The following is a 16,211-nucleotide window of genomic DNA, read 5'->3' as shown; positions in this document are numbered from 1 at the left end:
CTTAAGCGATATCTTTCATGATCCGGTCTACCCGTTCTTCCAGTTCCTGCCCTACACGCTCGAAATCCGCAGCGCTGTTAAGCGGCTGCCGTACACTGCAGTAAAACTTAATCTTCGGTTCCGTGCCCGAAGGACGGGCCGAGATCACGTCCCCATCCACGGTGATAAACTGCAAGACGTCTGACTTGGGCAGGTTAATCACTTCGCGCTTACCCGTCTTCAGATTGTACGATTCACTTTTTTCGTAATCCTTGATCTCAGCAACATCAATGCCGCCAAGGGTTTGGGGCGGTTCGGACCGCAGGCGTTCCATCATCGCCCTGATTTCCTCGGCTCCGGCCTTTCCCTTCTTGGTCAGCGAGATCAGTTTTTCTTTATAGTAACCATGCTGTACATATAGCGCTATTAGCGCGTCGAACAACGTTTTGCCCTGGTCTTTATAATAAGCTGCCATTTCAGCGATGAATACGGCAGATACGACCGCGTCCTTATCGCGCACCAGTTCGCCTACCAGATAGCCGTAGCTTTCCTCACCGCCCACAAGAAAGCGGCCCTGCCCGCCTTTCAACGTAATCAGTTCGCCGATGTACTTAAAGCCCGTGAGGGTATCATAGTAAGTCACGCCGTATTGCTTGGCGATATCCGCAATCAGGTTAGTTGTCACGATGGTTTTCACGACGTAATCATCGGGACGCAAATCGCCCTGTTCTTTCTTGGCTGACAGCACATAGTTGACCAACAGGCTTCCGATCTGGTTGCCATTGAGCAGTTGATAATTGCCATCCTTGTTTTTTACCGCGGCGCCAACACGGTCAGCGTCGGGATCAGTAGCAAAGATAACGTCGGCTCCGATTTGCTCGCCGGTTTTGACCGCCAACGACATCGCTTCCTCTTCTTCGGGATTTGGATACACTACGGTCGGAAAATTGCCATCGGGTTTGGCTTGCGCCTCCACCAAATGTACATTGACAAAACCCCAACGCTCCAAGGCGGGTGGTACCAGCGTAACGCCCGTTCCATGGATGGGTGAGTAAACGATTTTCAGGTCCTCCTGGCGCTTCACTGCTTCCGGGCGGATGATCAAGCTTGCAATGGCATCCAAGTAAGCGTCGTCCATTTCCTTGCCCAACAAATGGATGTTCGCTTCTTCGGGGGTAAATTTGATTTGGCTTGGATCTTCGATGGCATATACCTCTCTAATCACGTTTTTATCATGAGGCGGCACCAGCTGCCCGCCATCGTTCCAATACGCTTTATAACCGTTGTATTCTTTCGGGTTGTGGGAGGCGGTCAGCATCACTCCAGCTTGGCACGCTAGGTGCCGTACAGCAAATGACAGGTGCGGAGTGGGACGCAGTTCGGAAAACAGGTAAACCTGAATACCATTGGCCGAAAAAACGTCGGCTACCAAACGCGCAAACGATTGGGAGTTATTCCGGCTATCATATGAAATTGCCACTTTAATTTGTTCTCCTGCGTAGGTTTTAAGCAGGTAATTGCTCAATCCCTGCGTCGCCCGGCCGATGGTATATTTATTCATACGGTTGGTGCCCGCGCCCATAATACCCCGAAGGCCGCCCGTCCCAAATTCGAGATCCTTATAGAAACTGTCCGTTAATTCCGTGTATTGCTCTGTATCAAACAATTCTTTCACAGACGCTATCGTGGTTTCATCGTACGGCGCACGCAGCCAACTTTCAGCACGCGTCTGGATCGCTGGATCTAAATTCGTTGTCATCATAATCAAATTTCTTTCCTTTCAAACATAGTAAAATGCAGGGCATTCACGAAATCCTATCTTACAAAAATAATTCCATTGCGCTATCCGGCCATAAATCAATTGGAAGAGTGCAATATGTTCTTCTTTGAAATGATCCGAGACGAGGGGTTATCAGGCCGATCGATATGATACAGCGGCAATGCAAGATAAAAAACGGAGCCCTTACCCAGTTCGCTTTCTGCTCGGATTTCTCCGTTTAATCTAAGGGTAAGCTCCCGGCATAGAAATAAACCTAGCCCGATGCCTTTTTCGCTTTCGGTTCCATAGGTCGATTGAATATGGCCATTAAAAATATGTTTGACATCTTCATCCGTCATACCGACGCCGTCGTCGCGGACAGCGATTGTACACTGGTTGGTTGCCGGACTTTCGGATACGGTTACGCTAATTGTCCCTCCCTGAGGTGTAAATTTAAGGGCATTCGTTACCAGATTACGGATAATCACCTCGAGCATTTCAGCATCCGAAAGCACCCGGATGCCTAATCCAATGTCCAGCTGAAAGGAGATTTCTTTTTTTTCAGCCATAAGCCCCTGCACCGCCATTACACGCTCAATAATTACCTCGGGTTCTACCCAAGTAAGCAAGGGCCTGATTCCCTTAATTTGTCCGGATACCCAAGCGAGCACATTATTAAGCATCGCCGATGTATGGTGGGCTGCGACTAACAGATCGTCTTTTAGCTTCTTTTTTACTTCGGGCGGAAGATCTTCATTATTGAGGATTTCGAGCGTACCCGTCATGGCGTTCAGCGGGTTTCTTAAGTCATGACCCAGAATCGAAATCAATTCTATTTTTTCCCGATTTGCCTTCCGCAACAAGTTATTCTGTAACCTAATCCGCTTATTTTTATTTTCAATTTGCTTGGCCCGGAGCTCAGCGGCCACCCGTTCGCGTTCGTAGGCCTTCCGGAGGTAGCTGGTTGCCGCAAAAATACAGATGATAATAATGGGGAAAGACGTGGTCAAGTCGGTGAAGCGCGAGCTTCTTGAGTCATAGCTTCTAATTACAACAGATGGATGAGCATATTCCATGACCAGCAAGCCAACCGGTAAGATAAGGTGCAATCCCGTCCAGATCCAATGAAGTTTTTGCGCAGTAAATGCGATCACAAGCAGGTAGGTTAGCAGAAAAAAATAGAGCGCCGGCCCTGCGTTACCACCATTGTAGAAGTATGTAAAAATAACGAGCAGGTAGCTGTACACTGCATAGACGATTAATCCTACACGGTGTAAACCCCGGTAACGCGATAAAAAGAACATGGTGACCAGCATTCCTTCGGTCACGATCAACCCGATCGCAATTTCCCACAAACCGAGATACAGGTCTAAAGGAATCAAAATCGCCAACAAGAGGATCATGTATAGCGACACGACATTAAAGCCACGGTTTTCGCGTGGCAGCTCACTCGGCTTTCCGGTCAATGCCAGCCAGCAAGCGCCAAGCGAGTCAAAAAAAGAGTTGCTGTATTTGCCTTTCAATGCAATTTTCAACCTAAAAGCACGGATTTACAAACATAATTGAAAATCGTTTAATTTCCGTTCTTCCCGGACCACTTTTCTGTCACTTCCAAAAACCTTTTTCCATTACGCCGAATTTGGATTTATGCAAAGCAAACGCTATTTTCATCCGGAAAATGAAAGTCCTCTTTTTAGCGATCGTGTTGTTATTTATCGGAGGATATCTCGGCACCTATCTATTATCGAAAAATAGCAGGCATTCTTTTCTGTCCGCTCACGCACGCAGTCGTGTCCGGAGCTTCGGGCTCACTTGCTTCTTTCTTGCGGTGGCGTTGTGCGCCTTGATGTTATACCTCCGGATTCGGTACTGACTCGAGGGACTATATTTCCGTTGCCATTGCGGGGTCACTGATGCCGTTCCGCCCTGTTTCAACCCTTCCTGCAAAACGGTGCGAAAATCCACTAGCGGCTTTTACCGTGAAGTCGTACCAACAGTTACTCATTTCAAGATTTACCCGTTCCTTTTGCGTTTTGCCGGGAGCCAGGACAACAGGCCCCAGCTTTTCATAACCGTATGCATTTGCCTCAACTTCTATCGTTAGCCGAGCGGGCGAACCGTTCCGTAAAAAGATAGACAGCCCGCTATTGCGGTGATTATATTCCAGTTCGATTTCCGGTTCAGCATTGCCCATATTTCCCGCGAATTTATGAAAGTAACCGTTAGGGCCATATACTTCGAGGTCATACGCACCCTTGGTTTCACCGACCGTCCATTCGTCTGTCAATGATTTGCCTGCCTCTACGGTGTACCGGCGTGGGATTCGATCCAGCCTATGCATATCATATACATGATATACCGCACCTTTGCCGCCCTTGTTTGCAAAAAGCAACTGCACCTGATTCTGGTCTTTCAGGCGTTTCAGTGTGCAATGCAGGCGGTAGGGAAGCGCTCTTGAAAGACGGGTTCCCCGCTCTTGATACAATTGGGAAGGTTGTTGCGGAGCCGTCGCCTTGGGAAGTTCCTTTGAAGCGGCATCTATGCGTTCAAATCCGGATGTGTCCGGCATGATCGGTAGCTTCGGATCGTTGGGCGTGACAAAGTCGAATGCCGACGTCAGGTCGCTGCTAACCGCACGATGCCAAGGGGAGATAGCCGGAATGACAATGCCGAATCTTTTCTCTAAGAACTGTCCCACCGATGTATGGTCGGCTACGGCAGAATCAACCCAGCCACCTTTACTCCAAGGAGACAAAATGTACAGGGGCACGCGCGGCCCCATGCCCCAAGGGCGCAAATTGCCGGAAATGTTATCCCTTTTGTCGATATAGACGCGATCGGTCTCCATATCTTCCAGATTATCCTTATCGTCATGGAAATACATGCCAGCAACGTCTATCGTAGACTTGCCCGCGAGCGTGCCATCCAGGTTATAAGAAGGAACCGCGGGAGCCGGCAGGTGATCGAAAAGACCATCATTCTCATCGAACGTCAGGAAGAATACCGTTTTGCTCCATACCTCCGGATTGGATGTAATGGCCGACAATACCTGATGCGTAAAATCAGAGGCACGGTAAGGACTGGAAGGGGCGCCCGGATGTTCCGAGTTGCTTTGCGAAGGCAATATCCAGCTCACTTGGGGCAGTTTTTTGTTTTTTACGTCATTGGCCAGGTCCTCCAGCGACCAATGCCGCATCCCGTTTTCGTAAATCGGATCGCCAGGCTTGGCGTTCCGAAAACTATCGAACGCCAGGCAACCATGCATGGCTCCGGTCCAATTGTCATTCGGGTCTTGATAAATGCGCCAACTTATCCCGGCTTTCTGCAATACGTCGGGAATGGTGGGCCACCTGAACGCGCTTCCTTGGTATGTATATCCCGGCTCGGGCATTTCACCCTTGATCCAGCAGCGGAGATTAACCGGCTCGGAGTCCGCATCCGTACAATTGATACCCGCTGCCCGTTTTAACGGGTCACAAACCGACCCAGACCAGAAAACGATCCGGTTCGGGTCTGTCCCGGTCGCGATGGAGCAATGATACGCATCGCTGATGGTAAAATATTCGGCCATGGCGTACTGAAAAGGAATTTCCTCCCGGGTGTAATAAGCCATGGATGAGGGTGTTTTGAACAACGGCCAAAACCCATATTTTCCTTGATTCCAAGCAGCTTGCGTATCTGGAAAATTGTGCGGAGTGCCGTTGATGAAAGCCGCATTTGACGCTTTCTTATCGACTCGATAAGGAGGCACAATTTTTTGGCCATCCGATTGATGAAATGCCCGCTGGCCGCTTTCAAGGGGAATCGGAAAACGGTCTCCAAAACCACGCACGCCTTTCATGGCACCGAAATAGTGGTCAAATGAACGATTTTCCTGCATGAGGATGACAATGTGCTGCACATCTTTTATCGACCGTGTGGCCGTATGCGCCTCTACCGCCAACGCTTTTTGCAAAAGGGGCTCCCAGAGGGAGGCGGCCAGTCCGGCCGTCGCAGATATTTTAATGAAATCTCTTCGGTGTAACTTCGACATGCTATGAACTATATAGGTTATCGGGTCTAAAGTTAAGATAAATTGCTTTTATTCGTTACGGATGACCCCCACAAAAGCCAGTCCACCGGCAATCGCCTGCTGCTTATACCAGCAACGCTGCCGGATTTTCGGGATTAAGTCCCTGTGAAAGGCGTGACAGGTTGGTCAGCGTCGTAGAAGCAATCTCTTCTAATGCTTCAGCCGTAAAAAAGGCTTGGTGGCCCGTCACCAACACATTAGGAAAGCTCATAAGCAGCTGGATCGCATCATCGTCCAATATCGTCTGTGAAAGGTCCCTGAAAAAGAGCTTCTCTTCCTGTTCGTATACATCAATCCCCAGATAGCCGATGCGCTTGGATCGCAGCCCTTCTAACGCGGCCGTCGTGTCAATGAGCCCACCGCGGCTTGTATTGATAATCATAACGCCCGGCTTCATAAGCTTTAGCGATGCGGGATTGATGAGGTGCTTCGTATCTTCGGTCAACGGGCAATGCAACGAAATAACATCTGCCCGACTATACAGTTCGGACAACGGCGTATACCGCACGCCGGCGGCTTTAAGCGCATCGTCCTCAGCCAGGTCATAGGCAAGTAATTCGCAGCCAAAACCGCTCATAAGGCGGATAAATGCTTTTCCGATATTGCCCGTACCGACGACACCGATCGTTTTCCCGTGAAGATTAAAGCCCATGAGACCATTGAGCGAGAAATTCTGCTCCCGCACACGGTTATACGCTTTATGGGTTTTTCGGTTAAGGGTGAGCATCATGGCCAAGGCATGTTCTGCTACCGCTTCAGGCGAGTAGGACGGTACCCGGCAAACGCGCAGGCCGTATTTTCTCGCGGCGTCCAGGTCGACATTATTGAAACCAGCACATCGCATGGCAATGTATTTCACGCCCCGGTTGGCCAATGCGCCCAATACCTCCGCGGAGAGCTTGTCATTTACAAATGCACAAACAGCATCCGATGCTTCAACTACATTGACAATGTGCGGCCCCAAATGTGTTTCATAAAATATGAACTCGAAGCCGAAAGTTTCGTTGAGCCGCCCAAAAAACGTCCGGTCATAGGGCTTTGCAGAGAAAAAACTGATTTTCATGGGTTAAAGATAACAAGTTACTTCCGGAACATAACGCTTCGTTACACCCGCCTTTCTATAAGCCCATTTTATGTACTTTTGTAAGATGAAGCCGAGCCCTTTCTTGTTGCTGCTCATCATAGCCTTAGTTGCTTTTCCCGCTAAGGCGGACGATGCTGTGCTTGTGCAACTTCGGCAAGTGATGCAAAACAGGAGTCTATACGATACGATAAAAGAAAACCAGCTTGCTGCCCTCAAGCAACAGCTGCACTTGAACAAGTCGAATCTCATTCGCAGATATCAAATAAACCGGCAGCTTATCGAAGGGTATAAAAAATACCAAGCCGACTCCGCCATTTTTCACGCACAACAAAACCAACAGATAGCAGAGAAGTTAGCCAACACTCTCTTCAAAGACGAAACCGCGATCCAATTGGCCTGGCTATATTCCTCCGGTGGGCTTTATATCGAATCGGAAGGATTGCTCAAGGGAATCAACCGTAATACGCTTGCCGACGAGCTGCTACCCAATTATTTCGAAACCTACCTTGCTTTCTGTAGCCGTTATGGACAAAGCAATGGCAACGACATCTATTACCGGAAAAGCGAATTATATCGCGATTCGCTATTGGCTGTGCTCGATACGGCCTCATTAAAATATAAAATCACTGCGGCAACGCGCATCCTATACCGCGGGCAACCCAGACAGGCAGAAACGAGATTGCTTGCCTTGCTCGGACAGACCGACAGGAAAAATCCAGAGCAAGCGCTCATTACTTACCTCCTTGGGATCATCAGTAAAAATAAGGGTGATATTGACCGGCAACTGCATTATTTTGCTTTATCAGCCGTTACCGACGTCATAAACTCCATCAAAGACAATGCGTCTTTCCAAAGCTTAGCACTCACGTTCTACGATATGGGCGATATTACACAGGCCTATCAGTTTATGGAGTCAGCGATCAACGACGCCATTTTTTGTAATGTCCGGTATCGTACAGTAGAGAGTACCACCTATTACCCCATCATTAATGCGTCTTTCCGGACACTCGAACAGGAACAGAAGGCAAAACTCCGGCATTTCTTGATTTTAACCAGCTTGTTGTCTATCGGTTTGATTATTGGCATCGCGTACAGCTATATCCAGGTGAAACGCCTCGCTAAAACCCGAAAGGCCCTTTTCGAAACCAACCAACAGCTTAGTCAGCTAAACCATGCCCTCCAGGAGGCCAACGAAAACCTGTTCGAGGCGAACCATATCAAGGAAGAATACATCGCGCATTTTTTTGACATTTGTTCGGCTAACATTGAAAAGCTCGAAAATTATCGCAAATCCCTTCATAAGAAAGCCGTCAACAACCATTACGATCTATTACTCAAGGAACTAAAATCGACAGACCTTGCCGAAAACGAATTGGCCGAGCTGTATTATAACTTTGACACCATCTTCCTCAACCTTTATCCGACATTCGTTTCCGAATTCAACAGTTTGCTTTTACCGGATGAAGCAATCCATCCAAAGCCCGGAGAACAACTCAATACCGAGTTGAGGATTTTTGCGTTGTTGCGCCTGGGCATCACAGATAGTGTGAAAATCGCCGGCTTCTTGCGCTATTCCCTGCAAACCGTTTATAACTATCGCACGAAAATAAGGCACAAAACAGCGATGTCGCGCGAAGAATTTGAAGCAAAAATCAAGCAAATCGGTACGCTTCGGCAGATTTCCTGATCCAAATCCTTTCTTTAGGGCTACTTTTTCCGTGGCCTGAAAAACCCTAATATGCTGAATACAAACAACCTACACTTTAAAGCACCTTACTTTTTCCCCTCATCACGTTTCTGGGTATGGCGCTTGCGCATAAAGGACGCTTAATTTTGTCTGACACAAGCGATAGTCGCTATGTGATATAATTGGGGTCACCAATTACACCCAATTAGTAACCTGTATTAACATCTTGGATATGCAGCTTTTTTTTATTCAATTCAAAAGGGGTCTATTCCCTATTCTTTTACTACTGGCATGCATCAGTGCCTCACCCGGCTTTGCCCAACCCAATGTCCGGCGTATTACGGGTACCGTGACCGATGCAAGCACTGGCGAACCGTTATTGGGGGTGTCCGTATCTCAAAAGGGAACAACTAACGGAACAACAACCGACGAAAATGGCTTTTTCGTGCTTAATAACGTGCCCGGAGAGGCCATTATCGCTATTTCTTTTATCGGTTATCATTCTCTCGAACTGCCTGCCGCAGGTCAACCCATGGTGGTGCAACTCCACCCCGCGTTGAACGTGCTGGAAGACGTGGTGGTGATCGGATATGGATCTGTAAAACGCAAAGATGTGACCACCGCTATTGCCAGCGTTTCGATGGACGACCTCAATGAACGGCCGATCGTATCGGCAGCGCAGGCGATTCAAGGTAGAGCCGCCGGTGTGTCTGTCATTCAACCCAATGGTGCTCCCGGAGGCGAAACGTCTATCCGGATACGGGGAACTACTTCATTTAACGCTAGCAACGACCCGCTTTACGTGGTGGATGGCGTACCGGTAGACAACATTAATTTCCTCTCGCCGCAAGACATTGCCGACATGCAAATATTGAAAGACGCATCTTCCGCGGCTATCTATGGTTCACGTGCAGCCAACGGGGTGGTGCTGATCACTACCAAAACCGGTAAGCCGGGTGAGGCACGCATTGCAGTAAACGCCCAAGTGACCCAAAATCGGGTTGCCAACTCGATCACACCCCTAAACACTGCGCAATACGCCGAGCTGATGGACGAGATCGGCATCGTAAATTTACCGGATGGGCTGACTGATCAGACCGATTGGTTTAAGGAAACCTATCGCCCCGGCCAGATTCAAAACTATCAAGTATCTATCTCGGATGGTACGGAGAAGCTGAAATACTTCCTTTCAGGCGGTTACCTGGATGAACAGGGCACACTTAATGCGGCTTTTTACAAACGGTATAATTTTAGGGCTAACATTGACAATCAGGTGCGGAAATGGCTTAATGTCAATGCCAACGTCACCTATTCCGACTATTCCAACAACGGAGTCAACACCGGAAACGGTGCCAATCGGGGCGGTGTGGTACTGTCGGTGATCAACACGCCAACTTTCGCTCCGATATGGGATCCGGAAAATCCCGGGCAATATAACACCAATTTCTATGGCGTCAATATCACAAGTCCGCTGGAAAATTTAGCCCGTAGCAAGGATAACAAGAACCGGGAAAACCGGATAATTGCTTCGGGACACGCCTTAATTACTTTCCTTCCCGAACTGTCGCTCAAGTCTTCATTTACCCTGGACCGCCGCAATGCGGTAAATACTTCCTTTCTGGATCCCTATACCACCTCCTGGGGCCGCAACCAGTTCGGTGAAGGGTCGGATAACCGCAACACCAATACGGTGCTCACCTGGGACAACGTGGCGAATTACAGTAAATCGTTTGACCGGCATAGCCTGGAGGTGATGGCGGGGTCCTCTTGGACCCAATCTGATTACTCCAACAGTTGGATTAACGGTTCGCATTACCGGAACGGACTGATACAGACGCTTAATGCCGCCAACCGCATTGCATGGGACAATACTGGAAGTGGCGGTTCGGACTGGACCATCATGTCCTTCTTCGGGCGCATTTCTTACAATTTTGACAGCAAATACCTCGTGACCGCCAACCTTCGCTCCGATGGCTCTTCCAAACTTCATCCCGATCACCGATGGGGCGTATTTCCAAGCCTCTCGGCAGCCTGGCGACTTTCCGCCGAACCGTTTCTTCAAGACGTCGCTTGGCTGGATGATCTAAAAATCCGCGGGGGCTGGGGACAGACGGGCAACCAATCCGGAGTGGGCGACTATGGATATTTGCAGCGGTACAATCTTACACGTCTCCCGTGGTTTGAAGAAGAGTATGCCAATGCGGTGCCCACCATTTTGCCCGCCAACCTGCGTACACGGGACCTTACATGGGAGACCACTACCCAAACGGGTGTCGGCATCGATTTTACGGCTTTCAGCAGTAGGCTAACCGTAAACCTGGATTACTACCACAAGAAAACCACTGACATGCTCATGTACGTCACTCTTCCGCCGGGCCAAACGTCCGGTTCCATCATCCGCAACGAGGGAGAAATGAGCAACCGCGGATTCGAAATGGCCGTAAATAGCCGCAACCTGACCGGCGAGTTTGGTTGGGAAACCGACTTCAACATCTCCTTTAACCGCAACCGATTGGACAAATTGGCGCTTCAGCAGGTATACACAACGGCTAGAACCAGTGATGTGATCCGTGAAAACGTGGTGCGTAATGAGCCAGGGCGAGCACTCGGTGGATTCTTCGGGTACATCAGCGATGGTGTAGATCCGGAAACGGGCGATATGATTTATCGTGACCTGAATGCAGACGGCCGGATTTCTTCTACTGACCGGACCTACATCGGCGATCCAAATCCCGATTTCACATTTGGGCTGACCAACTCGCTTTCTTGGAAGAACTTCAGTCTCAGCGTTTTCCTCCAAGGATCCTACGGAAACGATGTGTTCAACGCTTCACGTATCGAGACCGAAGGGATGTACGACGGCAAAAACCAGTCGACCCGTGTGCTAGACCGCTGGCGCATCCCCGGTCAGATCACCGACGTACCACGAGCCGGGTTTACCTTACGTAACTCCTCTTACTTTGTGGAGGACGGGAGTTACCTCCGGGTAAAAAACCTATCACTCGGGTATAACGTCCGTACAAACTCGCTGACCCGACTGGGTATCAACCGGATTCAGCCTTATATTTCGGCCACCAACTTACTTACCTGGACCAATTATTCGGGAATGGACCCTGAAGTCAACCAATGGGGCAATAGCGGGGCCGTACAGGGGATAGATTGGGGCACCTATCCGCAAAGCCGCTCGTTTGTAGTTGGCGTTAATCTTGAATTTTAATCCTGAATGCGATGAAACGACATCTTCACATATTAACAATATCATGCCTGGCAGCGATGCTGTCGTCATGCTCCTTGATCACCGAACCCATAGACACCTACTCGGACGTCACCGAAGGCGTCAGCGAGACCGGAAAAGAGGTCGCCTTTAAAGATAAGGCCGCCGTGGTAGGACATATGCAGGGCCTCTATCGCCGGCTCAACGATCGGCAAGAACACTGGTACTTAGATTTGTTGCTGATCGCCGAGGCACATGCAGACAACGCCTATGGGGGTACCACCGGCGCGGAGGTGGTGCCTTTTGAAAACAACGCCATCGAAGGGTCAAATTCGGTCATAGCTCGCGACTGGAACGGTTACCTGGAAGACATCGCTAGAGCCAATCGGTTGATTGTCAACATCGACAGCGTTGAAGACGCCTCGCTTACGTCGGCTGAGCGAGCCCGTTATAAAGCCGAAGCTAAAATTTTCCGGGCGTTGGTTTATTTTGATATGGTACGGATCTGGGGCAATGTGCCGCTCATTACGACAGAAGCACCGGACATTACCGCTGAAAACATCGAAGAGGTATACGACCTTTATTTCCCGGATCAAGCACCGGAAGAAGAGGTCTACCGGCAGATTGAGAAAGACCTGTTAGAAGCGCTTCCAGATGCTCCCGACGTCAATCCGGCAGACAAGACCCTATTCAGCAAATCGGTAGCCCGCGCAATGCTGGCCAAAGTGTACGCTGAAAAACCGATACGGGACTACACAAAGGTGATTCAATATGCCGATGAACTTGCCGCAGACGGCTTTGACCTCGTGAGCGACCTGAGCGACCTGTTCGGGGCCAATGAGGCCGGTACAGACGCCAAAATGCGCAACACCGTAGAGTCCATCCTGGAAGCACAGTTCTTTCCCGGCAGTGGCAATTGGGTAACTTGGATGTTCGGCAGGGACCTGTCCAATTGGAATAATAGCTTCACCTGGGCCAAATGGGTCACACCTTCCCGAGACTTGATCCGGGCCTATCAACAGGAGGGCGACCAAAAGCGCTACGAACAGGCCATCGTGTACTATCAGACAACCTGGAGCAATTACTATCCTGCCGACAATTATCCATTTATGTACAAAATCCGTTCGGCACACAACAGCATCATTAAACTACGTTATGCCGATATCCTGCTGCTAAAGGCTGAGGCCTTGATCATGACCCAAGACCTGGAAGGTGCAGGTGCCATCATTGATCGCATTCGCCAGCGTGCCGGTCTGGGTCGCTTGCCGAGTGCCATACGCAGCAATCAGGACGCCTTATTGGATGCCCTCCTGAAAGAGCGACGGCTGGAACTCGCGTTCGAGGGCCAACGCTGGTTTGATCTCGTTCGTTTGGAAAAGGTGGAAGCGGTGATGAACGCAGTGTACGCCCGGGACGAAGGCCGGCTCCGGCAGGTTTATCCTTTCAATGAAACCTCCTATCGGCTGCCGATTCCACAGGACGCAATTGATCAGAATCCGAAACTTGAACAAAATCCAGGCTATTAACCTCGTATTATTATGTTATTATGAATCTCAGCTTTTTTTATCAACATATGTCAAAGCTTCTATTGGTTGGCTTCCTTTTCGCCACGTGCAGCTCGAACAATGACACTGCCCCCCAGCCTGAACCTGAACCTCCGGTTGTGGAAGGCGATGTGGATATCCTTGTGACGACCGCCAATCGGTCACAGGACCTCGCTTGGCAATCCGCAATTTTTGGCTCCTCATCTAATATGTCACCCACGACCATCCGGTTGAACCGCAATGAAAAGTACCAGACCATGGATGGTTTTGGTACGGCCGTGACCGGATCGGCTAGCTACAACCTGATGCAGATGGCCGCCGATGACCGGACAAAATTCCTCAAGGAAACATTCTCCCAAACGGAAGGGTATGGCCATAGCTACATCCGTATTGCTATTGGTTGTTCGGACTTTTCGCTCAGCGAATACAGCTTATGCGATGAGCCGGGGATTGAAAATTTTGCCCTGCAAAGCGAAGAACTGGAATATGTCATCCCAATCTTAAAGGAAATCCTGGCCATCAATCCGGAGATCAAAATCATCGGCTCCCCCTGGACTCCGCCACGTTGGATGAAAGTCAACAACCTGACCGACCTGCAACCCCATATGTCATGGACCAGCGGCCACCTCAACCCGGCTCATTACCAGGACTACGGTACATATTTCGTCAAGTGGATCCAGGCGATGGAAACGCAGGGAATTCCCGTTTACGCCATCACCCCCCAGAATGAACCGCTTAACCGTGGCAATTCAGCGTCACTGTTCATGGGATGGCAAGAACAACAGGCTTTTATCAAGGAAGGCTTAGGGCCGGCCTTGCGGGGCGCGGGGTTAAGCACCAAAATCTATGTCTTTGACCACAATTACAACTACGACAATATGACCGATCAGGAGGATTACCCTGTTAAGGTGTATCAGGATCCGGCCGTCGCGGCATATGTCGCAGGCGCTGCATATCACAACTACGGAGGCAACCGGGCGGAACTTCTGGACATTCAACAGCAGCGTCCCGACAAAGAACTGATCTTTACGGAAACATCCATTGGTACGTGGAATGATGGGCACAACCTGTCGGTACGCCTGATGAAAGATATGGAGGAGGTGGGCCTTGGCACGGTAAAGAACGGGAGCAAAGCGGTCATTGTATGGAACCTTATGCTGGACAGCGAGCGGGGTCCGAACCGCGAAGGCGGGTGCCAGACCTGCTACGGGGCAGTCGATATCAACAAAGGCAATTACCAAGCCATTCAACGGAATTCGCACTATTACGTCATCAGTCATTTGGCAGCAGTCGTTAAACCGGGAGCCACCCGCATTGGCACCTCCGGCTTTACATCGACCGGACTACTCTACGCCGCTTTCGAAAATCCGGACGGTAGCCTGGCCACGGTGCTGCTTAACAACAGCACGGAACCAAGGCGCATTACGCTGGATGATGGCACAAACCATTTTAGCTACGACGTACCCGCAAAGGCGGTCGTCTCTTACCGTTGGAAATAGCACTTCACGACATGAACAAGCAACTTTTTTACGCATTGATCTTGACAGGCCTGCTGACGGGTGCCTGCAAAAAGGAAGAAACCAAACCGTCAGGGAACCCGATCATCGATCCCAAAACCGAATTTTCGTCGGCATATTTCGGAGATAGCTTGGCCTTTACCGTAAGCGTTTCGGATGCTGAAGTCCCGCTTTCTACCCTCAAGGCGCGTCTCTATTACAGTGACGAGCTAGTTTCCGAAACGGTCATCCGCACAAAGACAAACGGCGATTATACGGGTAAGATCTTTGTTCCTTACTATGCCAACGTGCCTAATGGCACCGCGACGCTCAAGTTGGTCCTTCAAAACATTAACTTCACCGTCGCCGAAGAACAATACGACCTACCGCTTGAGCGACCGGACTATCCGTATCTGACACTCGTGACCGACGTTGCCGAATACCGGCTCGAGCGCACCGGCCCATATACCTATGCGGCGACCTCCACGTTTCCCGCCCGGATGAGCGGTTACATTAAAACGCCCACATTCGGTGAAGCGGGCAACGAATTGACATTTGGGTGGATAGATAATGCCATCAAAGAAGGAAGCACGAATAATATTCCTTTTTCCAACGCCTTCTCCGGCGAATATACCATTTCGTTCAACAGCTTGACATATGAAGCTGCTCCGTTTATCATCGCTTATGCAATCAACCAGACCGTGATGAAGCGGGTAGACGACACCCACTACAGCGTCGACCTCGCGTTGAACCAAGAAGAGGAGGTGATCATTGACGGGTTTGATGATCTCGCGAGCTGGTGGATAGATCCGGATTATTTTGCCAAAGATGGCTCGGATAAACTCCTTTTCCAACCCAAGAGTGGTAACTACCGGATTACGGCTGACTTCAATAATCGGTACTTCATCGTTGAAGCACTCAATGGAAGTGATCTGGCGGCACTCCAACCGGATGGCACCGGTGCCGTCTGGATCATTGGAGAAGGCATCGGCAAACCGTCCGTTTCCGCCAATGCTGTCGGCTGGACACCGGAGAAAGCATTGTGCATGGCGCCCATACAGGATAAAGTCTACCAAGTTACGGTTGTCGCAGGCACTACGGTCGCTGCCGACAACATCAACTTTAAATTCTTCCATCAAAAAGGATGGGGTGGCGAATTTAAAAACGACGCCCTCAGCACCACCAGCGACCTGATTTTCGTAGGCGATGGCAGCAATGGCCGCGATCCAGGCAATCTGGGGTTATTGGAAGGAAAAACACTCGAAGCCGGTACGACATACGTGTTGACACTCGATCTCACGGCCGGAAACGACCAAGCCGTCTTGAACGTAGAAACACGTTGATCCTAACAAGGCAATCGCTTTTCGACAAGATTT

At 49.8% G+C, this 16,211-nt stretch carries 9 protein-coding genes; 5 read left to right on the top strand and 4 right to left on the bottom strand.

The window, feature by feature from the left end; genetic code table 11:
- Position 1 precedes the first annotated feature (1 nt).
- The 4 genes from ACFQRK_RS16175 to ACFQRK_RS16160 all read right to left on the bottom strand — a co-directional run bounded on the left by ACFQRK_RS16175 (position 2) and on the right by ACFQRK_RS16160 (position 6,873).
- Entirely contained in the window at positions 2–1,741 is a 1,740-nt protein-coding gene (locus ACFQRK_RS16175; protein WP_379008577.1) for a phospho-sugar mutase, read from the bottom strand.
- 95 nt (positions 1,742–1,836) lie between these two features.
- On the bottom strand, positions 1,837–3,273 hold the full coding sequence (locus ACFQRK_RS16170; RefSeq protein WP_379008575.1) for a sensor histidine kinase: 1,437 nt from the start codon (positions 3,271–3,273) through the stop codon (positions 1,837–1,839).
- A 347-nt stretch (positions 3,274–3,620) separates the two neighbouring features.
- The gene (locus ACFQRK_RS16165; protein WP_379008573.1) at positions 3,621–5,771 is read right to left on the bottom strand and encodes a phosphocholine-specific phospholipase C; all 2,151 of its coding nucleotides are present in this window, start codon (positions 5,769–5,771) and stop codon (positions 3,621–3,623) included.
- 103 nt (positions 5,772–5,874) lie between these two features.
- The gene (locus ACFQRK_RS16160; protein ID WP_379008571.1) at positions 5,875–6,873 is read right to left on the bottom strand and encodes a 2-hydroxyacid dehydrogenase; all 999 of its coding nucleotides are present in this window, start codon (positions 6,871–6,873) and stop codon (positions 5,875–5,877) included.
- 70 nt (positions 6,874–6,943) lie between these two features.
- Between ACFQRK_RS16160 and ACFQRK_RS16155 the strand changes: the two genes are divergently transcribed.
- The 5 genes from ACFQRK_RS16155 (at position 6,944) to ACFQRK_RS16135 (ending at position 16,178) form a co-directional block, all read left to right on the top strand.
- Complete coding sequence (locus ACFQRK_RS16155) at positions 6,944–8,581, top strand: DUF6377 domain-containing protein (RefSeq protein WP_379008570.1); 1,638 nt, start codon at positions 6,944–6,946, stop codon at positions 8,579–8,581.
- A 232-nt stretch (positions 8,582–8,813) separates the two neighbouring features.
- Positions 8,814–11,798, top strand: coding sequence for a SusC/RagA family TonB-linked outer membrane protein (locus ACFQRK_RS16150; RefSeq protein WP_379008569.1), 2,985 nt, complete (start codon positions 8,814–8,816; stop codon positions 11,796–11,798).
- Positions 11,799–11,809: 11 nt separating this feature from the next.
- On the top strand, positions 11,810–13,321 hold the full coding sequence (locus ACFQRK_RS16145; protein ID WP_379008568.1) for a RagB/SusD family nutrient uptake outer membrane protein: 1,512 nt from the start codon (positions 11,810–11,812) through the stop codon (positions 13,319–13,321).
- A gap of 47 nt (positions 13,322–13,368) precedes the next feature.
- Complete coding sequence (locus ACFQRK_RS16140) at positions 13,369–14,838, top strand: glycoside hydrolase family 30 beta sandwich domain-containing protein (RefSeq protein ID WP_379008566.1); 1,470 nt, start codon at positions 13,369–13,371, stop codon at positions 14,836–14,838.
- Positions 14,839–14,849: 11 nt separating this feature from the next.
- Positions 14,850–16,178 (top strand): DUF5125 domain-containing protein, encoded by a 1,329-nt coding sequence (locus tag ACFQRK_RS16135; RefSeq protein WP_379008564.1) that lies wholly within the window; start codon positions 14,850–14,852, stop codon positions 16,176–16,178.
- Positions 16,179–16,211 lie beyond the last annotated feature (33 nt).

The sequence above is a fragment of the Parapedobacter sp. GCM10030251 genome, from assembly GCF_042666505.1.
GTDB lineage: Bacteria > Bacteroidota > Bacteroidia > Sphingobacteriales > Sphingobacteriaceae > Parapedobacter.
This window is presented reverse-complemented; position numbering and strand designations above follow the sequence as displayed.

Coding starts and splice junctions, on each gene's coding strand:
- ACFQRK_RS16165 (WP_379008573.1), bottom strand. CDS start 5,771: ATGTCGAAGTTACACCGAAGAGATTTCATTAAAATATCTGCGACGGCC.
- ACFQRK_RS16145 (WP_379008568.1), top strand. CDS start 11,810: ATGAAACGACATCTTCACATATTAACAATATCATGCCTGGCAGCGATG.
- ACFQRK_RS16160 (WP_379008571.1), bottom strand. CDS start 6,873: ATGAAAATCAGTTTTTTCTCTGCAAAGCCCTATGACCGGACGTTTTTT.
- ACFQRK_RS16135 (WP_379008564.1), top strand. CDS start 14,850: ATGAACAAGCAACTTTTTTACGCATTGATCTTGACAGGCCTGCTGACG.
- ACFQRK_RS16150 (WP_379008569.1), top strand. CDS start 8,814: ATGCAGCTTTTTTTTATTCAATTCAAAAGGGGTCTATTCCCTATTCTT.
- ACFQRK_RS16140 (WP_379008566.1), top strand. CDS start 13,369: ATGTCAAAGCTTCTATTGGTTGGCTTCCTTTTCGCCACGTGCAGCTCG.
- ACFQRK_RS16155 (WP_379008570.1), top strand. CDS start 6,944: ATGTACTTTTGTAAGATGAAGCCGAGCCCTTTCTTGTTGCTGCTCATC.
- ACFQRK_RS16175 (WP_379008577.1), bottom strand. CDS start 1,741: ATGATGACAACGAATTTAGATCCAGCGATCCAGACGCGTGCTGAAAGT.